Genomic DNA, 22310 nt, shown 5'->3' with positions numbered 1-22310 from the left:
GTATTCTTTGGCGGTTGCTTTCTATTCTTTGTGGAATGCGAATTTTATTTTAGTCTTTCTGAATTACTGGATGGCAGATAGCCGCCCTCCGCCAGATCGTCCAGCATGACTTCCCGAACCGCCTCGCCGCCGTACCGGAGGTCATGGGCGTCAACATAGCGCTGCCAGCCGCTGTCGTCCAGTCGCGCCTTCCCGTAGATGAAACGCGCCGCCATCTCCTCGCGATAGGCCTTTAGCCCGTCGATCAGTTGCGCTCTTTCCTGGGCGTAGCCCAATCCGTACACCGATCCGCGCTTGCCCCCGTTCTGGATCATTTTCCGGACAATGTCCTGCACTTGTCGATCCGGGTAATAGGCCTCCATTATTTCCTGGTCACCCATAAAGAGGTTCCGGTCGCCGATCAGACTGTACGCATCCAGGTATTCGTTCTGCTTGCCTTCGAGAATGCGGATTTTGCCCCGCTCGACCGTATGGTTGACGCCCTCTTTGCCGAACATGAGCAGCTTCTTTCCTTTATCTCCATTGAACCAGTTCATCAATTCAATCATTTTCCGGAGTTTCTCCTCCGACCTGGCCGCTTTGGCCGTAATCCCTACCGCCGTCGTGGTGACGATGTGCGGCCAATGCGAGCCTGTGCCCGCCGGCCCGGTAAGCGGGGGCAAATAGGCCACCTCCGCCTTGGGGTTGTAGGCTTTCATTTCGCGAATCGCTTCCGCCGGGTAGCCGGTGGCGTGGAAAATGCCGGCCTGTCCCTGCACGATTTTCTGCCACTTCCGGTTAGAATCGTTGGTGACGAGATCGGGGTCGAGCGCGCCGGCGCTCATCAGCCCCTCCATATAAGCGAGATAGCTTCTATATTCGGGAGACGTCCACCCCCCCTTCAATTCACCGTTCTCCAAATATTCATCCGGCGCCGTATGGCCCATAAACGCGGAGATCAGCTCCCAGAAATCCTGACAGCTCATGCACCCGCCGGCCGTAAAGCCGTATGTATCGTCAAGCCCGTTGCCGTCGGGATCGCGCTCCGCAAAAGCCAGCGCCACTTCGGCGAACTCCTCGACCGTTCGGGGCGGCTCAAGCCCAAGGCTGTCCAGCCAGTCACTGCGGATAAACATGCCCTCCAATATAGGGCCAAGGCCGCTCGGAATGCCGTAATACAGTCCCTCGTCATCCGACATCAGCTTCAGCAAATCCTCCGTAATGTACGACAGGTTCTCCGGTATGCGGTCTATCGTCAGCACGCCGTTCAGCGGTGCAATATACCCTTGCGAGCGGGCTGTCCGGTAGTCCATCATGTTGAAGAAATAGATCAGATCCGGCATGTCGCCGGATGCCGCCCTCGATGCAAGCGACGCCCGCCATTCATAGGATCTGCCGGTGGAGAAGGAGTACCGCAAATCGATATTCAATTCGTGCAGAACAGCCTCGCGGATGACGTCGTCTCCCCGCTCGGGTAACTGCACGCTGAACGGATACCAGCGGTCGACCTCGATGACGACCGGATTGTCCTTGCGCTTCTCCGAATCGCAGGCGGGCAGCAGCGCAAGCACGGCCAGCGCAAGTGCAACGAACCTTGCCCATTGCATGGATTTCATGGCGATGTCTCCTCTTTTTTTGATCAAATCGCTCTGAGTCTATTATGTTATAATTTGAAAACTTGGAGGAATGAAAATTCCAAAGAATTTGAAGGTTCGCCTAAAAAATCCGAAGCTCGGCAACCGTCGCTCCGCGTTACAGTGATGCAATCCCGCTCGAATAAGGAGATGTCCGATACGATGCCATCGCCGCGCCCGACAAGCCTGAGTGTCAAAGTGTTCTGGATCAGCTTTATTTCCATCACGGCCCTGCTTGTGTTGCTGGGCTACATCTCGCAAAATTTCATCATCGATTCGTTCAAGAAGCAGCAAACGCGGTATGTCGGTCATCTGCTGGAACGAACGGAGGTTCATTTGAACCTGTTTATGAAAAATTTGCAGGTCAATCTGCTGGCGCTGTCGCGCGACGAGCGGCTGTACTCGTCTCTGCCGGAAAATGAAGCCATACCTCTGCTGGAAAACTACCGGATGTACTGGAATCAGGATTTGAAGAACATCTACATGATTACGAACGATTACAAGGTGTTCGGCACCTCCGCTTATTTGTGGGAAATCAAGGGCCATTCGATGGCCGACAAACTCTATAAAGGCGCGGTCATGAGCGAGCGTATCTACTGGACGGAGCCGTACATGTCCAGCGTATCGGATTATACCGTGTCCGTGGCTGTACCCGTGAAGGGCGAGGGCGACAGCATTCAAGGCGTGCTTGCCGTCGATCTGGACCTGGAAAGCATCATTTCAAGCTATGGACGGTGGGAATACTCGATAAGGGAGGATCTGCTCATTGTAAGCAGGGACGGCACCCCCGTCACCATCTACCATCCATACGTGAAATACAGCGTCTTTGATAAGAAATACACGTTATCCGGCTTGTCCGGAAGCCAGATCGCGGACGGCAGCTTGAACGAATGGTATCAAGAGGATGAAAACGGGGAACGTCTCTATATTTCCCGCATGCAGAACAATAATTGGGGCTGGCAGGTGATGGCCGTCATGAAGGAGCAGCAGCTGCACAGCAGCATTGCGGTGCTAAGGAATTACGTGCTGTGGATCGGCTGCATCGGCATAGCGTTGTCCTGCGTGCTTTCCTATTATTTGTCGCGCTATGTCTCCCGCCCCATCAAGCTGCTGATCAAGCAGATGCGCAAGGTCAGCACCGGGGACTTCCAGAGCCATATATCCTTGCCGTTCCGCGGGGAAATCGGCAGTCTCGTGCAGACGTTTAATCTGATGGTGGTGCGCATCAAAAGACTGATGGAGGATCTGCTTGCGAGCGAACGCAACAAAAAGCAATATGAGCTGAAGGTGCTGCAGGCGCAAATACAGCCGCATTTTCTGTACAATACGCTCAATTCCATCAGCTACATGGCCAGGCGCAACGACACGCATAGGGTGGACAGTATGATTACAAGCCTTGTCGAGCTGCTGCATTTCCATCTGGACAAGGTCGATGAATATGTGCCGATCTCCCAGGAGGCCGAAGGCGTCAAGCATTATGCATACCTGCTTTCCATTCGTTATCCCGATCAGTTTATTGTAGAGGTGGATATCGAGGACGGCGTGCTGGAATGCGAAATTCCGAAGCTGACCCTGCAGCCGCTTGTGGAAAATGCCATTTTTCATGGCATATTGGCCAAAGCGCAGCCGGGAAGCATCATCATTGCCGGGACAGAGAAGGACGGCGACATTGTGCTGGAGGTCAGCGACGACGGGGCGGGCATGCCTCAGGGGCTTGTCGGGTCGCTGCTGGCGGGGCAGGCGCAGAGCAGTCGTCCTGCCTACTATCATATGGGATTGCTCAATATCCACCATCGGCTTCAGCTCTATTACGGGGAGAAATACGGACTGCAGGTCAGCAGCAAGGTCGGGGAAGGTACAACGGTTACTTTACGGCTCCCCGCCAAGGCGTGCCGGACGCAGCAGCCAACGCTTCAAACCGGTGAGAAAACGAATCGTACGATGAAAGGGGAGTAATGCCGATGCTGCGCGTACTGCTTGTGGATGATGAATATATGGTATTGGATCGACTCTGCATGGAGGTTCGTTGGGAATCTCTTGGCATGGAGGTGGTCGCGACCGCCTCCAACGGCAAGCAGGCGCTGGAGCGTTGCGCGGTGTACCAGCCCGACCTTGTGCTTACCGATATTACGATGCCGGTCATGGACGGCATGGGGCTGATGGAGGAGCTGAAGAAGGATTTCCCCCATGTCCGCTTTGCCATATTGACCGCGCACAAGGATTTCCATTACGCGCAGAGCGCGATTTCACTCGGCGCGCTGCATTATTTGCTGAAGACGCCGATGAATATGGAGGAAATCGAGCAGACGCTGCTGGCATGCAAAACGGCCATATTGTCCGAGAAGGAAATCAAGCAGAGCGCTGTCATTGGCCAACGTCTGCAAAGCAGGCATGTATGGGACATCCGCCGTCATATGGCCGAGGAAATACGCCGAGGCTTGTTCAGCTACAAGCAGGATGCACGCCAGTTGATCAGGGGCTGCGACCTGCCGGAGCCGCGTTTTCCTTACCGCGTCATCTATGTCTCTCTGCAAAATCGCATCTCTTTCTTTGATTCCTACCCGGAGGACGATCATTCGCTGCTGCGCTTTGCCGTGTGCCAGGCCATCTATGAAAGTATTGAGGACCCCGCGCTTGGCGATGTGCTGCCGCTCGGGAACGGAGAGGCAGCCATCCTGCTGCAGAAGCCGTCCTCGTTCGGCAACGGAGACGCCAGCATCCAGATGGATCGGCTCTACAGGCAGATGAACCAGTGGTTCGCCAAATATATGGGCAGTCCGCTCCTATGCGGCGTCAGCTCCGACTCGCTCAGCTATTTCCAGCTCAAGGGCTCAATTTCTCAGGCGCTGCAGGCGGCGGAAATCAATTTCTACGACAAACGCTCCGACATTCACTTCTACCATGAATACCAGAGATTCGTGTGGAATCACGGCAGCGAGTTGGACTGGAAATCGATTAGCGGCAAGCTGCGCTCGCTGTGGTCCACTCCCGATCTGGAGCAGCGGTTGCAGGGCATCGAGCATCTGAGGGGCTTCGTCCTGAGCCAGCGGCCGGTGCCCTCCAGGCTGAAAAAAAACATGATCGCCCTCCTCGAGGACATGTCGATTCCGCTGACTAGACGGGAGTGGCTGCAAATTGAGCATGACGACTTCTTCGAAACCTGGTTCGAGCATCTCGAGTCCATCATCGGCAAGCTTCGGCATCAGGATGAAGGTCTCGCGCCCGATCTGCATCCGGAAATACAGAAGGCGATCTCCTTCATGCGCGACCATTTGCGCGACAACCTTACCTTGCAGAAGGTGGCCGATCATATCCATATGAACGCCAGCTATCTTAGCCATCTGTTCAAGCAGCAGACCGGCTGCAACTTCCTGGATTACCTGAACGACCAGCGGATCGAGAAAGCCAAGGAATATTTGCTGCGCGCCGATCTGAAAAACTACGAATTGGCCGAAAAAGTGGGATTCTCCAACTATCCGCATTTTTGCACGCTGTTCAAAAAAGCAACCGGTATGACTCCAAACGAGTTCCGACGCAGAAAATGAGCGGAGACCTCAGCCGGCCCGCGCTCGTTATCTGCGCACATTACGCTTCATATCCGTTCATCGTCTCCGTTCAACGTAGCTCCGCCGATCCGGTAACGCCCCGGCGTAACCCCCGTCAATCGCTTGAACATATGGAAAAAATGGGACAAATCGCGGAAGCCGGAAGCCATGGCCACTTCCGTCAAGCGAAGAGTTCCGCTTTCCAGCAGCCCCTTGGCCTTGTTCACGCGGTAGGCAATCACATATTCGTTGACCGATATTCCCGTTTCCCGCTTAAAAATGCGATGAAGATAGGAACGAGACAGATGGAAACGGCGGCACAAATCCTCCACGCCGAACGATTCCGTATAATGTTCCGCCACATAGCCCATGATCTCCTCCGCCAGCCGCTTGCGGGTTTTGCCGTTATGCACAGCTACAGCCGGTCCCGCCTCGCGGCGTCCCAGCCCGGCAAAAAACTGAAGCACCAAGCTATACACCGTCAGCGTGCAGCGCTCCCGCCCGCTCGCACTTTCTCCCCCCAGCCGGGTTAGAATATCCTGAACTCTTAACAGCTGACGAGCGTTTAGCTGCCAACAGGCATAATCGAGCCCGGCTGTCGGCAGCCATCTGGCCACAGCCTTGGCCGCGCCCGGATCAATCGCATTCCGCAGAACATGGTCCATATAATTCTGGCCGACGCTCAGAATGTAACGGTGAAAAGGCTTCCCGGCATCCGATCGGGGCATATGCAGCACCAGAGGATTGACGACAATCAACGTTCCGGCGCCTACATGAAGCATATTTTCGCCAACGATAAATCTGCCATTTCCGCTCAGACACAAATACCACTCATAGCCGTGATGGGAATGAAGAAACGCCTGCTGTATGTCGCTCGTGCGAAACACGCATTGTACGGGAAAGTCGAACAAAGTCTTATTGGTGACGGAATCCACCAACGTTTTCTCCGGCACTTCCTCCCCGTCTATCCTAAGCACGCCGTTTCCTCCAATCACATGTGCACAATTCCCCAATTATTCCGGCAGAATCGGCCAAGATTTCCGAACGCGCAAACCGTATAGTATGAGTATATCAAATCTTTCAAGGAGGAAAACAATGGCTTCCGTTTTATCTAAAGAAGCTTTGCGCAGGACGGCCGATCACGTTTACAGCTACATGCTGGGAGACCACTGCGGCAACTGGGGCATGGACATGAGGCACTGGGACTGGGTTCCTGGCGTCGGCGTCATTTCCATATTGGAGTTTTATGAACAAAGCAAACAGGAAGAGATCATGGAGCAATTGATTCAATGGAGCAGACAGCATTTGTCTAAATCGGAACAGTTGAAGGTCATCAATTCCATGGCGCCTTTTGCTATATTCCCCGCTTTGTATCGCCATACCGGGGACACTACATATCTGGACCTCTCCATTCGAATCGGACAGTGGATGCTGAACGAGGCCCCGCGAACCCGGGAGGGCGCTTTTGAGCATACCGTGACGGAAAAAGCCGCCTTCCCCGAACAGGTTTGGGCGGACACCGTCTTTATGGCCGTCCTGTTTCTGGCCCGGCTGGCCCGGCAGACGAAAAACAAAGCCTACGCGGATGAAGCGGTTTCACAGCTCGCCCTGCATTTGCGGCTGCTGCAGGATGAGACGACCGGTGTATTGTTCCACGGCTGGAACAGCATGGCTCGGAATCATATGTCTGCGGCGCGCTGGACGCGCGCCAACGCCTGGATCGCCGTTGGCACGCCCATGATTCTGGAGGAGCTGGAGGGAATTGCGGCCATTCCGCCCGCAGTTACCGAACGCTATGCCAGCTTGATGAAAGCCCTGCCCCAGTACCAGCAGGAAAGCGGATTATGGACCACTGTTATGGATCGGTCCGACTTCTATGAGGAAGTCTCCGGCAGCGCCGGCATTGCTTGCGGGATCTTCAAGGCCGTTCGTCTGGGACTGCTGGAGGAAGACACCTTGGCCGCAGCCTGCAAAGCGCTATCGGCCGTGCTGGCCCAAATTGACGAAAAAGGCGCAGTTCTGGGCGTTTCAGGCGGAACGCCGGTCATGCCTTCAATCGAGGCCTACAACGAGATTCCCTGTTACCCCACTCTGTACGGCCAAGGGCTGGTACTGGGTCTTCTGGCAGAAGCGCTGCGCCGGAGCCTGCTTACTGATTCGGATGTTGGTTCGACTTACTAAACCGCTAACCCGGCGTCCGTTACTTAAGGAAAAACTGAATCGTCTTGTCCGTCGAACCCGGCAGATGCTCGTGGCCGAAGTCCGGATAGATCACGAGCTGCTTGGGCGCGGTCATTTTGTTATAGGCCGCGAATTGCGTGGACGGGGGGCAGATCGTGTCCATCAGCCCGACGAACATGAGCACCTCTCCGCGAATCCGATTCGCCAAATACTGTAAGTCGATGTAGCCCAGCCTCGTGAAAATCTCGTCCTCGCGCTCGTGCAGCGGATCGAAATGGCGGAAGAAAGTCCGCAGCTCCTGGTACGCGTCCTTCGCCAAGTCCATCTCCCAAGTCCGCTTGTAATCGCACAGGAACGGAAATACCGGGGCCAGCTTCTTCACTCTCGGCTCCAGCGCCGCGCAAGCGATCGTAAGCGCGCCGCCCTGCGAGCCGCCGGCCGCGTACACTCGCTCGGGATCGACTTCCGGCAAGCCGATCGCGATGCCGGCAAGCTGCGCCGTGTCGAGGAAAATATGCCGGAACAGCAAGTTGTCCTCATGATCGTCAAGCCCGCGAATAATATGCCCGTGATGCGTCGTCCCCTTTACCCCGCCAGCGTCTTCCGAAGAGCCGCCTTGACCGCGGCAGTCCATCGCCAACACGGAAAACCCGAGCGAAGCATACGCCAGCTTGTCCGACCAGTCCCCGGCATTGCCGGTATACCCGTGGAACAACACGACCGCTGGATGCGGCTCGGCGACGTTGCGCGGACGTACGTATTTCGCATGGATGCGCGCGCCGCGAACGCCGGTGAAATATAGATCGAAGCATTCGGCGGAAGGCGTCTGGAAGGCGCTCGGCACGAGCTCGACTTGCGGGTCTACCGCCCGCATCTCCGCAAGCGCTCTCTCCCAGTACGCGTCGAAATCGGCCGGACGCGGATTGACCCCTTGATACTGTTTCAGCTTCTCGAGCGGCATGTCGATTAACGGCATGAATGGAACATCCCTTTCGGAGAAAATAAAAATGATGAAGCGCTTCCGTTCCTCCACATGTTACCACAATGTCGCCGGAGTTCAACTTTAAAAAATTCAGATCGACATCTTCTTCCACACCATCAGAGCGGCTCCGGTCGCGACGGCGTCCTCCCGAAGTTCGCCCTTGGTGAACACCGGCTCATATTCCGGATAATAGTATACGTTCTTGCGCGCAATACTTATGGCGGTCTCGTAAAACCGATCGTACGAGTTGATCAGCGTCCCCCCGAGCACGATCGTCTCCGGATGCAGCATGTTGATCATGTTGGCCAGCCCGATGCCCAAATAGGAAGCGGCCTGCCTGAACAGCTCCTCGACGTGCGAATTGTTCTGCCGCAGCTCCTGCAGAAGAAGCTCGTAACGGATCCGTTCCGGGGACGACTGCAGCCTCTCCGGCCATTCTCCTCCGCTGATTTTCGCCCGGGACTGCGCCAACCGCTCCAGCGCCTGCACGGACGCGTACGCTTCGAGCGCGCCGAAGTTGCCGTCCTCGTTCAGCCGCGGTCCGTCCGTCTGGATGATCATCTGGCCGATCGCGCCCTCCATATCCAGCGATCCGTGTATGATCTGTCCGTAGGACATCATCGCGGAACGCAATCCGACCCCGGCATGCACATACAGCATATGCTGCGGCTTGGAGCCGCGCATCGCCCACTGCTCGCCCATGAGCGCCGCGTTGGCGCCGTTTTCCAGCTCCGCCGGGAATCCGGTTTTCTCCTCGATCATTCGGCAGATCGGCACGTCCACCCAGCCCGGAGACGAGAAGTACCGCGGCTTCATGATGACGCCCCGCTCTCTGTCAAGCGGCCCTACGGCGCCTATGCCAACGCCGACGACTTTTTCGGGATCGACTTTATGGTCGTTAAGAATGGCTTTCATATTGGCGGCGGCATGCTCGACGACGCGTTCGGGCGTCATCGCTTCGTCCATGCGCCAGCGGGTGAGCGACATCGGGTTCATGCGCACGTCATAGAAGCCGAGCGTCGAGGAGAACCGGGAAATCTCCAGCCCGAAGAAATAGCCGTACTCCGGATTCGTCTCGTACAGGATCGGCCGCCTGCCGCCGCTCGACGGTCCGAACCCCGAAGCCAGAATCAGCTTCTCGGACACCATCTCGTCGAGCATACGGGTCAGGGTGCTGCTGGTCATCGAAGAACGGTCCAGCAATTCCGCCTTGGACACCGTGCCTTGCTCCGCGATATGCGAATAGATCAGCCGTTTCGACGACGGCATGCCATTGTTTCGTTGCAGGCTCATGGGGATTCCTCGCTTATCCAAGTAACCACATTGGAAATCTACTAAACATTATAGCCGATTTCCGGCTCGGGGACTACTGGATAACCGGATCTCCCTTTGCACAAAAATCCAAATTGAAATTAAGTTAAATCTATACCTCTCATAAGAAGATATAATAGTCCATTTTAAACAAAACTTTATTCCAAAATGAAATAAAGATGCTATACTAGAAAAAGCGGAGAGGAGATAACGCCTATGAAAGCCAACTGGAAGTTGATCGGCTCGCTGTTCGCGACCTTTCTGAGAATGGGACCGTTAACGTTCGGCGGAGGCTACGCCCTCATTCCGGTGATCGAAAAGGAAATCGTGGAGAAGCGCAAATGGCTGCAAAGCGAAGAAGTCGCCGACATCGTCGCGGTGTCCGGTTCCGTTCCCGGGGCGGTCGCCGTCAATTCGGCCACGCTGATCGGCTATCGCATCGCCGGCTTCGGCGGGGCGCTGTCGGCGCTGCTCGGCATTTTCCTCCCTACGTTCGTCTTGATGATCGGCCTGTCTCTGGTGTATGTTCAGATGAAGGACAACCCGAAGATCGAAGCCGCCTTCCTTTCCATACGCGCGACCGTTGTCGCCATGATCGTCTTTGCCGCCATCAAGATCGGCAAAACCGCCGTCGTCGATTTCGCCACGGGCGCGCTCGCGGCAGTTGCCGTCTGCCTGCTGCTCTTCGGCGGAAGCTTCGTCCACCCCGTCTGGGTCATCGTGTTCGGCGCGCTGGCGGGCATCGCCGTCGTGAAGATCAGAGCACTGCTCGGCAGAAAAACGAAGCTGGAGGAAAAAGAACCCGTCTACGACTACATGATCTAAACTCGACGATAATGGGGAATGGTTATGCTTATCGATCTGTTTCTTACTTTTTTTATGGTCGGCCTTGTGTCCTTCGGAGGCGGCTATGCCATGATTCCGCTTATTCAGGAGGAAGTGCTGAACCGCCACCAGTGGATGGACGCGGTCCAACTCGCGGACATCGTGGCCGTCGCCGGAATGTCGCCGGGCCCGATCGCGACCAATATCGCGGTGGCCGTCGGCTACCATCAAGCCGGTCCGATCGGAGCGGTCGTCGCTTCAACGGCGATGATCCTCCCCTCGCTCGCTTTAATTTTGGCCGCGGGCAAGCTCATTATGCGCTATCGCGACAACCAACTGGTCAAGTCGTCCTTCTTCGGACTTCGCCCGACCGTCGCGGGCATGATCGTCTATGCGGCGATCGTGTTCGCGCAAAATTCCGGCATCACGATGGACTTCGGCTGGCAGACGTGGAGCCAGATCGCGATTTTCGCCGGGTCCTTGTTCGCCTTGGTCTATTTGCACAAGCATCCCTTTTCCGTCGTCTTGCTGTCCGGTCTCGTCGGTATCGCGGTATACGGATAAGCGGCAACGGCATTCGCGCTTGAACGCACGAGAGGAGCAAAACCTTTGGAACAACCCGTGGTAAAAGCCTGCTGCGCGGCGCGCCGGAAAGATGGCCTTGCCGGGACGCATCCCGACCCGTCACCTTCCGCGCGTCCGTCCGCAACAAAATGCTCAAGCAGTCCGATCGAAGGATTGGTGAAGCTGCCCGGAGGCGAATTCGTCATGGGAACCGATTCCCGGGAAGGATTCGCGTCGGACGGCGAGGGACCGGAGCGTCTTGTGCGCGTCGATCCCTTCTATATCTCTCCGCACGCCGTCACGAACGCGCAATTCGAGCGGTTCGTGGCAGAGACCGGTTACGTCACGGAAGCCGAGCGGTTCGGCTGGTCTTACGTCTTCCATCTGTTCGTATCGGAAGAAACGAAGCGCCAAGTCGACAACGTTCCGCAGGCGACCCCCTGGTGGTACATCGTGAACGGTGCCTACTGGGCGAAGCCGGAAGGACAGGACTCCGACATTCGGGACCGCATGGATCACCCGGTCGTTCACGTATCCTGGCACGATGCGGAAGCTTACTGCAACTGGTCCGGCCAGCGCCTGCCGACCGAAGCGGAGTGGGAGTATGCGGCCAGAGGCGGCCTGGAGCGGAAGACGTATCCGTGGGGCGATCTGCTCAAGCCGAACGGGGAACACCGCTGCAACATCTGGCAGGGCAAATTCCCGGTCAAAAACAACGCAAGCGACGGCTACGAGGGGACGGCTCCCGTCGATGCGTACAAGCCCAACGGTTACGGGCTGTACAATATGGCGGGCAATGTGTGGGAATGGTGCGCGGACTGGTTCTCGCCGACCTACCACCGAGCGACTCCGAACGTCAATCCGCGGTTCGACCAGCCTACCGGCAAACGATCGATGCGGGGAGGCTCGTACTTGTGCCACCGCTCCTACTGCAACCGGTACCGCGTCGCCGCGAGAAGCTCCAATACGCCGGACAGCTCCACCGGCAACTCCGGCTTCCGGGTCGCTTATTCGGAGTAGATCTCCCGCAGAAAAAAACTGAGGCTGTCGCGTACAAGGACACATGTCATTGAAGTTCTTCGCAAAGCGCGTTGTTCTAAAGATTCGATTATCGCCTCAGGAATGCAGCTCTGATGGAAGGCGTTGTTCTAAAGATTCGGTTATCGTCTCCCGAAAAACGCTCAAACGGAGGGCGTTGTTCTAAAGATTCGGTTATCGTCTCCCAAAAAGCTCTCAATTGGAATGCGTTGTTCTAAAGAATCGCACATCGGTACTCGGACGAGGCTCTGGCGAAAGGTTCTCAATATTTCGTACTTCCTCTCGCTCTCCAAGCCCACAAAAAACGGCAGCGCCGGGTTAATCCCCTGCGCTGCCGTTCGTCTGCATGGCGTTGCGAGACTGCCGTCCCAAAGCAAACTACCTGAAGTATAGAGCCAGATGCTCCGCCGACTTCACGATTCCTTGGCGCTCGGCTTCGATCGTTCCCCAATAGCGGTGATCCTCCAGCTCGATGCCGATCGCGCCCTCGTAGCCCAGCCGGTCGAGACGGACGGCGACCTTGCCCCAGTCGACTTCTCCGTGTCCGGGAATCGTATAGCGCCAAGAGCCTTCCGAGAAGCCGTATTTCGCTCCGAACGTCGCGGTGAGCGTTCCGCATTCGTACAGCTCGTCGTACAAAATTTCCGTATCTTTGCCGTGGCAGTGATTGATCCGTTCCCCGAATTCGGACAGCGCCCGCAAATAGTCGATGCCGAGACGAACGAGATGAGACGGATCGTAGTTCAAGCCGAAGTGCTTCGACGGAATCGCTTCGAACATCGCTCGCCACATCTCCGGCGTACAGCCGAGCGTCGGATAATGCGGAGCCGGTCCCGGCCAGCCCTCGATGGCGATGTAGACGCCCGTACGCTCGGCATGGCCGACCACCTCCGGGAACGTCTCCCGCCAGATCGCGAATCCGTCGGCACGAGGCAGCGTCGCGTCCTCGGGCACGAGACACATGAACATGACTTTGCCCCCGAGAGCCGCCATTCCGTCCATCTGTTTCTTCACCGACACGACGGCGTCCGCCCGTCTCGCTTCGTCCCGGCTCAGCAATTGCGCGACACCGTGGGCGTCCACCGAACCGATTGCGAGACCGGCCTTGTCGCACGCCGACTTGACGTCCGTCGTCAGCTCGGGCACGTCAAGCGCGTCGAGTCCGGCTTCAGCCGCCCAAGCGGCGACCGCTTCGATGCCCTCCTTCCCGATTCGGGGAGGGATTCTCATTCCGATAGGAAGCTTCATGCCCGAACTCCTCCTTCCGCGCGCGCGTCTTCGATTGGGGAATAACCCGCCGCTTCGTATACCATCTCCGAAAACTTCACGACCCGGTAGGCGAATTCGCCGCTAACCGCCACGTCCCGCCTTCCGAGGATCGCGTCGACGAAGCTCTTGTCCTGGTTCGTCGTCTGCTCGGGAAGCTCCGGAACGATCGGTTCCTGCCGCAGACGGCGCAGCGTAATGCGGCCGTTGTCATAGAAAATGCCGCCCTCGTCGCCGCAGAAGGCGTACGTTTCATGCCAGCACGGCGCATAGCCGACCAAATTCAGCCCGCCTACCGCGCCTTCCGCGAAACGAATCGAGGTAAACGTGTCGATCTCGACCGGGGAGCCCTGCTTGTGCAGCTGCGTCTTGACCTCGATCGGCGTCAGCCCGGTCGTCCACAGCATCACGTCGATAATGTGGCTCCCCGAATCCATCAGGAAGCCGCCGCCCGACAGCGCCGGGTCCTGCCTCCAACTGCCGGGGGTTCCCTGCCTCCACTCCTGGTACAGAGAAGCCGTCACCGACGTCAGCTTGCCGATCTCGCCCCGCGCGATCGCCTCTTTAATATATAGAAACTCCGGTTGAAAATGCCGCTGATACGACACCTGCAAAATTTTCCCCGACCGCTTCGCCGTCTCGATCAATTGCTCCGCTTCGGCGGAGCTGCAGGTCATCGGCTTCTCGATCAGCGTGTGCAATCCTTTGTTCAGCGCATCCGTCGCCTGCTCATAGTGCAGCGTATGCGGCGAGCAGATGACGACGGCGTCCAGTTCGATCTTCTCCAGCATCTCGCGATAATCCTCGAACTGCGCCGCTTCGTGCAACTCGAATTTTCCGACAAACCTGTCCCTGCTGCGCTCGCTTGTGTCCGCGATCGCAACGATCTCCGCCTCCGGCAGCTCCAACAGCTGCCGTCCGTGCCATTCCGCGATTCCTCCCGTGCCGATCATGCCGATACGCAATCTGCCCAAAGTTGGCCCTCCATCCATTTGGATTCGGATAAGACAAGATCAGGGTATCAGATCGCACCGCCCATGTGTATCCAAAAACGCGCCATCTGTATACGTTTGCACGCCGAACCTACAACCGATAAAAAGACTCCGCCGTTCCTCCGAATACGAAATCTCTGCATCCGGACCCGGATCCTCGACGGCGCGGTCTCGTCTCCGGTCACGATACTCCGTGATCTGTAAGCGGCATTGCCCCTCACTCCCCCGTTCCGGCTTAATGGCTTAGAAAACCGAGCACACGCAAGCCGGTTCCGGCGCTTCTCCCGTCTTTGTTCGCCGTATTCCTCAGCTCGACGCGCAGCTCCCCCCGCTCCCTCTCCGCCGGAAACAGCAGAATGACGGGGCGGTAAGCGACCGTGCACCAGTCGTCGAACGGATTCGCTTCCCGGAATTCGCCGCCGTTGACCGAATATTCGACGATGCCCGTATCCGGACCGCACAGCAGCACTGCTCCGGCTCCCCTGCCGATCGTCCGGAACGTCAGGGACGCGCCCTCCCGGTCGGCATGAAGATGGCGGATCGGATAGCGCCAGTTCATCAGCGCTCCCGGCTCCCGGTCCGAGGTAGCGAACCCGTCGTCCGATTCGGCGATGCCGATATCCAGCAGCTTCGCCTCCCCGTAGTGACCGTCGATGAGAGGCTCCGGCAGCAGCCCGACCGGTTCTTCGTTCGCGGCCGCATCGTCGTCGGCCCCTTCATCGGCGGACAGTGCGAAATTCAGGCATTCCCGCACCGTCGACGCATACAGCGCGTACCCTTCGTCGTTCGGATGAACCCGATCCGGCGCCAACTCCTCCCAGCGGATCGCTCCCGCTTCCGTCAGCATCCGTATACGGGAGGCCAGGTTGACCGAGGGAATGCCGTACCGCGACGCGACCTCCTCGTGAACGGCGATCGTAAGCGGCAGCTCCTCCGCGATATTCCGATCCGAGGCCGCGTAGACGAATACGATGTCCGCACGCGGCATCAGGCGGCGGCATTGCCGCACGATGCCCTCCATGCTCCGAAGCGCCGTCTCTCTGACATTCGCCCCGTAATCCCAGTCGTTAACGGCGAACTCGACGAACAGCAGATCGATGTCCCCCTCGCCGAACGCATGAAGAGCCAGCCGATGCGCGCCGAACGCCGACGTCGTGCCTCCGACTCCCGCGTTGACGCTTCTCGTCCCTTCTCCTAATCGCTCCGCCAAGTACTCGGCCGTCCGAGCCCGCCAGCTCGTCGCCTCGGCGTCCGAAGCGCCGGCCCCCTCGGTTATCGAACCCCCAAGGAAGGCCGCGGCGATCGACTCGCCTCGGCGCGCCTTGTCTCGCACATTCGGAAGCCCGCTTCGCAGACGCAATTCCCGCGGCCCGGTCATATTCCTGTCCGCTCCTCTCCCCGTTCCACATTCGCTGCCGGTACGAGACGAAGCTTCTCTCCCGCTTTCGTTTCCGTTCGCAGAACGTTTATTGGAACGGCCCCGTTGTTTTCTTAGGAACCCGCTTTCGCCGACGCGTCGTACGCCGATTGAAGAATTTCCAGATAACGGCCCAGCTTCAGGTTCTCAAGACCTTTGACGTAGCTGTCCCAATCCTTGTCCAAATCCTTGTTGCCGGTCACGAATTGCAGCGCATTCTGCTCGATGTAGTTGCGGATGTTCGTCTGCAGCATGCTCGACTCGTCCAAGGTGGCCGGATCGACCCACAGCGACCAGATCGGGAACAGTTCCTGCGGCTCGCGGCCTTCGTATTTCAACGTCGCCTCGTACAGGCGGCGTTCGTAGTTGGCCGGATCGTAGATGTCCGTGCCTTGAACCCAACTGTCGCGATAGTCTTTCGGCATATAGAAGTGGCCCATGCCGCTCCAGCCCGCGTTCCGCGGCGGTTCCCCTTGCTTGCCAGGAATCGGCTTGACTTTAGGCTCCACGTTCTCCCCGAGCGCCTTGTCGCCCGGCGCCGGATCTTCCCAATCGATGCCCTTCATGCCGTTGGCGCCGTTCGTCTGTCCTTCCGGCGTGTACATGTAGTCGGCTAGCTTGATCAGCGCGATCTTCGCTTCTTCGCTCGCCTTGTTCGTGATGACGAACTTGGCGCCCGGCGAGACGCCGCCGTTGTCGTGCGTTGCGAACGAGACGTTCGGCCCTTGCAGAGGAGGTACCGGATTGTAGTCGGCCGCGCGCGCGCCGTCCAGGTTGAGGAAGATCGCCGGGTGCATGCCTGCTCCCGCGCCGAGAATTTCCGCGTCCGCGTTCTCCCCGATCTTCTTGAACGCTTCGGCGTTCTGCGTGAACGCGCCCGGATCGATCAGCCCTTCATCGTACAGCGACTTGACGTAAGCCAGCCCATCCTTCCATTCCGGCTTGATCGCGGCGGATTCGACCTTGCCGTTCGAGAAGTTCAAATAGTTGCGGTCGTCGTTGTAGACGAACGGGTTCATCAGGAACGGCAGCACGCGTACGCCGAACTCTTCCGTGGAGCCGCTGAGGGCCACTTCGTCGGCTTTGCCGTTTTGATTCGGGTCCTGCGTCTTGAACGCCTTCAGCACGTTCTTGAATTCCTCCGGCGTCGTCGGCATTGGCAGACTCAGCGCTTCGAGCCATTTGGTATTGATCCACATTTTGTTCGGATAAGAGCAGTGGAAACATTGCGTATAGGCCCCCAGGCCGTAAATGTTGCCGTCCGGCGCGGTGTTGAGCAGCTTCAAATCGGCGTTGCTCTCGAACGCCGCCTTGACATTAGGCGCGTATTGATCGATCAGGTCGTTCAGCGGCACAATGACGCCTTGCTGACCGAACTTCAGCAGATCGGATTGCGAGAACTGGTCGATATAGTGGGTCAAAATGTAGGCGTCCGGGTAATCCCCGCTCGCCAGCGAGATTTGGCGCTTCTCCTTGGCTCCGTCGGAAGGAATCGTCTCGAATTTGAACTTGATGTTGAACTTCTCCTCGACGTGCTGCGTGTATTTGTTGGTCGCCAGGTCGATGCCCTGCTCCTGGACGGCGAACACCCGGATTTCCACCGGCTTGGACGAGCTTTCCGCCGGCGAACCGGAAGCGGATTCCCCTTGGGAAGGAGACGCGTTCGAGCCGGAATTGTTGCTTGAGCAAGCCGCGAGCGCAAGGCTCAGAACGAGCAGGACGGACAGTAAACTCCAAGTCGCTTTTTTCATTCGATGTAGCTCCCCTTTGCATGTTCGAGTTATTAGTATACCAAGCTGGACCTTCCGTTTCACCGCCTACATCGTCCTCACCGCCTTTACGGATTTCCGGATCGCGAATCAGCCTTTGACCGAACCGACGAGCATCCCTTGCACGAAATACCTTTGAACGAACGGATAGATGATCAAGACCGGCAGCGTCGCGACGACGATCAGCGAATATTTGAGCAACTCCGCCATCTCCGCCCGCTGCACTTGAATGCTCGGGTCCATGACGCCCGCGCTGTTGTTCTGGATGATAATGCTGCGGAGCACGAGCTGCAGCGGATACAGCTTGTCGGACTTCAAATAGATCAACGCGTCGAAATACGCGTTCCACTGGCCGACGGCGTACATGAGCACGAGCACGGCGACGATCGGCTTGGACAGCGGGAGAACGACGCTCCACAGAAACCGCCAGTCGCTGCAGCCGTCGATCTCGCTCGCTTCGACCAGCTCTTCCGGAATCGTCGACTGGAAGAACGAGCGGGCGATAATGACCTGCCACACCCAGATCGCGTTCGGAATGAGCAGCGCCCAGCGGGAGTCGATCAGCCCCATCTCCTTGACGACCAGATAAGTCGGGATCAGCCCTCCGCTGAACAGCATCGTGAACGTGACGAGCATCAGAATGCCGCTGCGTCCGAAAAACGTTTTGCGCGACAGCGGATAGGCCAGCATGATCGTAAGCGTCACGCTGATCACCGTTCCCGCCGACATGTAGAACAGCGAGTTGGCGTACCCGGTCATAATTTGCGGGGTTTTGAAAATCGTCTGAAAGCCTCTGAACGACACGTCGACCGGCCACAGCCATACCTTCCCCGACGTTACGGCCGCAGGGCTGCTGATCGAGCTGCTGACGATATAGATAAGCGGGTACAAGACGGCGATAAGCACAAGTCCTAAAATCGCGTAAATCGCGAACATAAACAGCCGGTCGCCGGCCGACTCCCGGATTCGGCGCCGGGGCGCCGCCGTAGAAATGGCCATATGAATCTCTCTCCTTTTCTCACCAGATGCTCGTGTTCGACAGGCGTTTGGCCAAAGCGTTGACCGTGACCAGCAAAACCAGGTTGATCACCGAATTGAACAGTCCGACCGCGGTCGCGAAGCTGTAATTCGCGTTCAGCAGTCCGATGCTGTAGACGTAAGTGGCGATAACTTCCGAAGACGGCAAGTTCAGCGAATTTTGCAGCAAATAAATTTTCTCGAAGCCCAGAGACATGACGTTGCCGACGTTCAGAATGAGAATGATCGTAATCGTCGGCAGTATGCCGGGCAGATCGACGTGAACGATCTTCTGCAGCCGCGAGGCTCCGTCCACCTTGGCCGCTTCGTACAGCGTCGGATCGATGCCCGCGAGCGCCGCCAAGTAAATGACCGCGGCGTATCCGGCCGTCTGCCAAATATCCGAGATGACGTAGATCGAGCGGAACATGCCCGGCTCGCCCAGAAAATTGATCGGCTCCAAGCCGAAATACTGGAGAGCGACGTTCGCGAAGCCGAGTCTCGGCGCCAGGAACAGCATAATAATGGAGACCATGACGACCGTCGAAATAAAATAAGGCGCGAACGTGACGAGCTGCACGAACTTCTTGAACCGGGCGCTGCGCACCTCGTTAAGCATCAGCGCGAGCAGAATCGGTATGGGGAATCCCGCCAGCAGCAGGAACAGGCTGAGCAGCAGCGTATTTTGAAGCAGCGTCCAAAAAATCGGATTTTCGAAAAACGCGTCGAAATGCTTCATTCCGACCCAAGGACTCGCCCAGATCCCCTTCACGACGTTAAAATCCTTGAACGCGAGCACCGCGTTCGCCATCGGGTAGTACTTGAAAATCAAAAAGAACAGCAGCGGCGGCAATACGAGCAAGTACAGCTGCCAGTGGGCTTTGAAGCTCTTGAGCGCTCGTTCCCGGAATCCTCTCCGCTTCGCGTGAATGCGCTTTATTGTCGTTGCTTCCGAAACCGTGGTCGATTGCAGAACGATCCCTCCCTGTAAGACGCCGTTATGTTGCGAGCGCTTTCGTGGCTTGATCATAGTGCATTCCGGAGCCGGTTGTGTAGGTACAATTGAGTCGTTTTGCGTCCCGTTCTCCCGATTTGCGGGGGCCACTTTTCCGTACCTGGGCCGATTTTCGCAAGCGCATTCACGGTAAGGCCGATCGGCGGCCGTACGCTTGCGGGCACGTCGAAAGAGCCGTCCCGCAAGGCCCGGGCGGATGCCCTCGGCTCTGGCGAAACGGCTCTATGCGAGTACGATACTCTATCGGAGGGGACAAATTTCCGTCAATCGTCCTGGGCGCTGCGGTACGCGCTCGGGGACACCCCGGTTACGCGCTTGAACGCCCTGCGGAACGAATGGGAGCTATTGTAGCCGACAAGCGCAGCGATTTCGTCGATCGTATGCCCGGGCTCCTTCAGCAGCCGCTCGGCGCGATCCATCCGCACCCGTTCGATGTAATCGGACAGATTGTCCCCCACCACTTCCTTGAACACTTGCGAAATGTATTTCTCCGGTCTCCCCACCTGTTCGGCGAGACTGTACAGGCTCATTTCCGATTGGCTGTAATGCTGCTCGATCAGTTGCTTGAGCTGCTCGACGATGCGGACGTGCTGATCGTTCTTCTTGCTGGCGACCATGCCGCACAGCGCCTCCATCACTTCCACGAACTCGTCGCGCAGCTGATCGACGGCTTCCGTCGGCTGAATCGCGACGATGCGGTTTCTCACCGGCTCGATCGCTTCCGATTCGGCGAACGTCTTCTGGTCCAGCAGCTTGAGCAGCGTCCCCTTCATCTCCAGGGAGAGCTGCTGCCGCATCTCCGCCGAGAGCTCGCGGGCTTCGGCGTTCTGCTCGACGATTCTGTCGATCAGACGCCGCGCTTCCCGGCTTTCGCCGGCCCGGATCGTGCCGATCAGGCGCATCTCCACGTCGAGCGGATAATAGTACGTCTCGCTGCTTAGCGCCGTTTCCCCGTACCAGTATACGGGCTTCGCCCCGAACGGGGCGGCGTTCTCCAGCGTCTGCTTCGCCTGCTCGTAAGCGTGGCTGATGTCCGACACCGATCCGAACCGGGCGCTGACGGCCGCCTTCGCCGAAATCTTGTATTCCTTGAACAACGATTCGGCCAATTGATTCAGCATCGCGTCAACCTGCTCCTGGACGTAGGAGCCGCTGTCCGTCTCCTCGTTGACGAACAGCACGACCAGCTTGTCGGCGCCCAGGTCCGTCGTCGGGACGGTGCCGGCCAGCTCTTGCAACGATTGCTTCAGCACGAGGCGCGCGGCTTGCAGCTCGTTCAGCACCTCGACGTTGTCCATGCCGGAGTAGCCGTTGATCTGCACGATCGCGGCGAAGCCGGCGTTGCCGCCCAGGCCGGCGTTGGATTGAACGGCCGCGGCGATAATCTCCTCGCGGGATTGGAACTCTCCGGCGATCAGGCGCTTGTAGAACGCGTCCCGGACGATCGGCTGCTGCCGCTTCAGCTCCGATTCAAGCTGCTTGTTGCTCAGAATCATCTCGGAGATGTTGCCGTGCAAGAAATCGTAGACGTTGCTGTCGGCGGTCGTCTCCTGGCCCAGCGCCGTCAGCAGACGATGAATCGGAGCGCTGTTCCGGTAGGCGAGCGCCAGGCCGACGAGCAGGCCGACGAGCACGGCTCCTCCGGTGACGGACAAGGAAATGCGCTTGATCTTGTTGGCGTTCTCCATCAGCGCTTTCTTCGGTATGCCGGCATGGTACACCCAGCCGTTCGTGGACGAACGGATCGTCACGACCAGTTCGTCCTCGTAAAACTGGCTCGTCCGGCTCCCGTCGAACCGCGGATCGGAGGCAAGCGCCTCCGCCATCGAATCGCTGTTCCCTTGGCGGCTGATCGTATTGCCGTTCGCGTCGAGGATATGAACCCAACTGCCGTTCTGATTCGTGATTCCCGACAGCATCTCGGCGATCACCTTCTCGTCGATGATGACGACTACGACGGCCGGAGAAGATTCTCCGAAGCTGTCCAGCGGCAGCGACTGCATATAGGTGACGACCGACGTCCGGGAAACCGGAGTGACGAACGGACGAAGCGGCATCATCTCCCTGAAGTGCGTCTTGTTCAATACGACGCTTTCCCATTCGGAGACGGACATATCCTCGTAGCTGTAGCTCTCATAATAATGCTCGGGCCGGAAAAAGGCGGATCCCGGCGTCAGCACGACGTCGTAATTGCGGAGATAGATGAAAAAATGACGCAAAAAATCGTTCGTCTGGCCGTACGTCGTCAAATCCCGGGTCATTTTCCAGATGCCGTATACGTTCTGTTTCTCCTCCGACAAAGGATCGGTCATCAGCACGTTCAGATCGGCCTGGATGGCGATCTGTCTAGTGAAGCCTTCCACCTCGGCTATTCTGCGTTCAAGCAGTTCCTTGCTCTTCTGCAGCTGCGTCACGCTGTTCTCTATGGAAATCGACTCCGTGACGGAGATGGACGTTCGGTAGGACATGAACCCGGCCAGACTGGGAATAATTAATATCAACAGGTACGAAAACAAAAATCTTCTGAACACTTTCGAATAACCAATCATGAAGACCCCCCCGCGATGAGAGCGCTGCCACAACGAACCGGCGCCGATTGGCGAGTCGTCGGCGGAAACGGCAAGGCAACGCCTGAGCCGCTCGATCTCCGGCGTTGCCTGATTAACGGAATTTATCTCTCTAGTATAACGTTCCACAAATAATGAAACTATTTTTGTGGCTATGGTATACTCTTGTTAGATGCCTTGAACGGAGAGATACCATGCCATTTGAATC

General features: G+C 57.5%; 17 protein-coding genes. 6 read left to right on the top strand and 11 right to left on the bottom strand.

Translation table 11 applies throughout. From position 1 onward, the window contains the following. Positions 1-44: 44 nt before the first annotated feature. Entirely contained in the window at positions 45-1595 is a 1551-nt protein-coding gene (locus ACESLM_RS20820; RefSeq protein ID WP_372633787.1) for an extracellular solute-binding protein, read from the bottom strand. A gap of 180 nt (positions 1596-1775) precedes the next feature. On the opposite strand from ACESLM_RS20820, the gene ACESLM_RS20815 reads away from it, so the two are divergent. Both ACESLM_RS20815 and ACESLM_RS20810 read left to right on the top strand, forming a co-directional pair. Further along, a complete protein-coding gene (locus tag ACESLM_RS20815) occupies positions 1776-3569 on the top strand; it encodes a cache domain-containing sensor histidine kinase (RefSeq protein ID WP_372633784.1) in 1794 nt (597 codons plus the stop codon). Positions 3570-3574: 5 nt separating this feature from the next. Continuing rightward, positions 3575-5158 carry a helix-turn-helix domain-containing protein gene (locus tag ACESLM_RS20810; RefSeq protein WP_372633782.1) on the top strand — a complete coding sequence of 528 codons (1584 nt, stop codon included), beginning with the start codon at positions 3575-3577 and terminating at the stop codon, positions 5156-5158. Between the two features lie 47 nt (positions 5159-5205). On the opposite strand, the gene ACESLM_RS20805 is transcribed toward ACESLM_RS20810, so the two are convergent. Beyond that, positions 5206-6135: an AraC family transcriptional regulator gene (locus tag ACESLM_RS20805; protein ID WP_372633779.1), complete on the bottom strand. Its 930-nt coding sequence runs from the start codon at positions 6133-6135 to the stop codon at positions 5206-5208. 118 nt (positions 6136-6253) lie between these two features. Here ACESLM_RS20805 and ACESLM_RS20800 point away from each other — a divergent pair, with 118 nt between their 5' ends. Beyond that, a complete protein-coding gene (locus tag ACESLM_RS20800) occupies positions 6254-7339 on the top strand; it encodes a glycoside hydrolase family 88/105 protein (protein WP_372633776.1) in 1086 nt (361 codons plus the stop codon). A 19-nt stretch (positions 7340-7358) separates the two neighbouring features. Here ACESLM_RS20800 and ACESLM_RS20795 read toward each other — a convergent pair whose 3' ends face one another. Both ACESLM_RS20795 and ACESLM_RS20790 read right to left on the bottom strand, forming a co-directional pair. After that, positions 7359-8315, bottom strand: a complete 957-nt coding sequence (locus tag ACESLM_RS20795; RefSeq protein WP_372633773.1) for an alpha/beta fold hydrolase — start codon at positions 8313-8315, stop codon at positions 7359-7361. A 96-nt stretch (positions 8316-8411) separates the two neighbouring features. After that, entirely contained in the window at positions 8412-9614 is a 1203-nt protein-coding gene (locus tag ACESLM_RS20790) for an ROK family transcriptional regulator (protein ID WP_372633770.1), read from the bottom strand. A gap of 234 nt (positions 9615-9848) precedes the next feature. Between ACESLM_RS20790 and ACESLM_RS20785 the strand changes: the two genes are divergently transcribed. The 3 genes from ACESLM_RS20785 to ACESLM_RS20775 all read left to right on the top strand — a co-directional run bounded on the left by ACESLM_RS20785 (position 9849) and on the right by ACESLM_RS20775 (position 12041). Continuing rightward, positions 9849-10457 carry a chromate transporter gene (locus tag ACESLM_RS20785; RefSeq protein ID WP_372633768.1) on the top strand — a complete coding sequence of 203 codons (609 nt, stop codon included), beginning with the start codon at positions 9849-9851 and terminating at the stop codon, positions 10455-10457. Between the two features lie 24 nt (positions 10458-10481). Then, positions 10482-11021 carry a chromate transporter gene (locus ACESLM_RS20780; RefSeq protein WP_372633766.1) on the top strand — a complete coding sequence of 180 codons (540 nt, stop codon included), beginning with the start codon at positions 10482-10484 and terminating at the stop codon, positions 11019-11021. Positions 11022-11186: 165 nt separating this feature from the next. Beyond that, complete coding sequence (locus tag ACESLM_RS20775; RefSeq protein ID WP_483862605.1) at positions 11187-12041, top strand: formylglycine-generating enzyme family protein; 855 nt, start codon at positions 11187-11189, stop codon at positions 12039-12041. 396 nt (positions 12042-12437) lie between these two features. Here the strand turns inward: ACESLM_RS20775 and ACESLM_RS20770 are convergent, their stop codons facing one another. From ACESLM_RS20770 to ACESLM_RS20740, 7 genes are all read right to left on the bottom strand, one after another. Further along, entirely contained in the window at positions 12438-13307 is an 870-nt protein-coding gene (locus ACESLM_RS20770) for a sugar phosphate isomerase/epimerase family protein (RefSeq protein ID WP_372633760.1), read from the bottom strand. Then, a complete protein-coding gene (locus ACESLM_RS20765) occupies positions 13304-14299 on the bottom strand; it encodes a Gfo/Idh/MocA family protein (protein WP_372633758.1) in 996 nt (331 codons plus the stop codon). The genes ACESLM_RS20770 and ACESLM_RS20765 overlap by 4 nt, the downstream gene beginning before the upstream one ends. A 253-nt stretch (positions 14300-14552) precedes the next feature. Beyond that, a complete protein-coding gene (locus tag ACESLM_RS20760) occupies positions 14553-15695 on the bottom strand; it encodes an SGNH/GDSL hydrolase family protein (protein ID WP_372633755.1) in 1143 nt (380 codons plus the stop codon). Between the two features lie 113 nt (positions 15696-15808). Further along, positions 15809-17485, bottom strand: coding sequence for an extracellular solute-binding protein (locus ACESLM_RS20755; protein WP_372633753.1), 1677 nt, complete (start codon positions 17483-17485; stop codon positions 15809-15811). A gap of 108 nt (positions 17486-17593) precedes the next feature. After that, the gene (locus ACESLM_RS20750; protein WP_372633750.1) at positions 17594-18502 is read right to left on the bottom strand and encodes a carbohydrate ABC transporter permease; all 909 of its coding nucleotides are present in this window, start codon (positions 18500-18502) and stop codon (positions 17594-17596) included. A 19-nt stretch (positions 18503-18521) separates the two neighbouring features. Then, on the bottom strand, positions 18522-19550 hold the full coding sequence (locus ACESLM_RS20745) for an ABC transporter permease (RefSeq protein ID WP_372633748.1): 1029 nt from the start codon (positions 19548-19550) through the stop codon (positions 18522-18524). Positions 19551-19798: 248 nt separating this feature from the next. Then, the gene (locus tag ACESLM_RS20740) at positions 19799-22084 is read right to left on the bottom strand and encodes an AraC family transcriptional regulator (protein WP_372633745.1); all 2286 of its coding nucleotides are present in this window, start codon (positions 22082-22084) and stop codon (positions 19799-19801) included. Positions 22085-22310 lie beyond the last annotated feature (226 nt).

Origin of the sequence: Cohnella sp. (assembly GCF_041641335.1) — a bacterium.
Lineage (GTDB): Bacteria > Bacillota > Bacilli > Paenibacillales > Paenibacillaceae > Cohnella.
Note: the sequence above shows the minus strand (reverse complement) of the source record. Positions and strands in the feature narration are given on the sequence as shown.

Coding starts and splice junctions, on each gene's coding strand:
- ACESLM_RS20760 (WP_372633755.1), bottom strand. CDS start 15,695: ATGACCGGGCCGCGGGAATTGCGTCTGCGAAGCGGGCTTCCGAATGTG.
- ACESLM_RS20740 (WP_372633745.1), bottom strand. CDS start 22,084: ATGATTGGTTATTCGAAAGTGTTCAGAAGATTTTTGTTTTCGTACCTG.
- ACESLM_RS20795 (WP_372633773.1), bottom strand. CDS start 8,315: ATGCCGTTAATCGACATGCCGCTCGAGAAGCTGAAACAGTATCAAGGG.
- ACESLM_RS20755 (WP_372633753.1), bottom strand. CDS start 17,485: ATGAAAAAAGCGACTTGGAGTTTACTGTCCGTCCTGCTCGTTCTGAGC.
- ACESLM_RS20810 (WP_372633782.1), top strand. CDS start 3,575: ATGCTGCGCGTACTGCTTGTGGATGATGAATATATGGTATTGGATCGA.
- ACESLM_RS20750 (WP_372633750.1), bottom strand. CDS start 18,502: ATGGCCATTTCTACGGCGGCGCCCCGGCGCCGAATCCGGGAGTCGGCC.
- ACESLM_RS20820 (WP_372633787.1), bottom strand. CDS start 1,595: ATGAAATCCATGCAATGGGCAAGGTTCGTTGCACTTGCGCTGGCCGTG.
- ACESLM_RS20770 (WP_372633760.1), bottom strand. CDS start 13,307: ATGAAGCTTCCTATCGGAATGAGAATCCCTCCCCGAATCGGGAAGGAG.
- ACESLM_RS20780 (WP_372633766.1), top strand. CDS start 10,482: ATGCTTATCGATCTGTTTCTTACTTTTTTTATGGTCGGCCTTGTGTCC.
- ACESLM_RS20815 (WP_372633784.1), top strand. CDS start 1,776: ATGCCATCGCCGCGCCCGACAAGCCTGAGTGTCAAAGTGTTCTGGATC.
- ACESLM_RS20785 (WP_372633768.1), top strand. CDS start 9,849: ATGAAAGCCAACTGGAAGTTGATCGGCTCGCTGTTCGCGACCTTTCTG.
- ACESLM_RS20790 (WP_372633770.1), bottom strand. CDS start 9,614: ATGAGCCTGCAACGAAACAATGGCATGCCGTCGTCGAAACGGCTGATC.
- ACESLM_RS20745 (WP_372633748.1), bottom strand. CDS start 19,550: ATGATCAAGCCACGAAAGCGCTCGCAACATAACGGCGTCTTACAGGGA.
- ACESLM_RS20800 (WP_372633776.1), top strand. CDS start 6,254: ATGGCTTCCGTTTTATCTAAAGAAGCTTTGCGCAGGACGGCCGATCAC.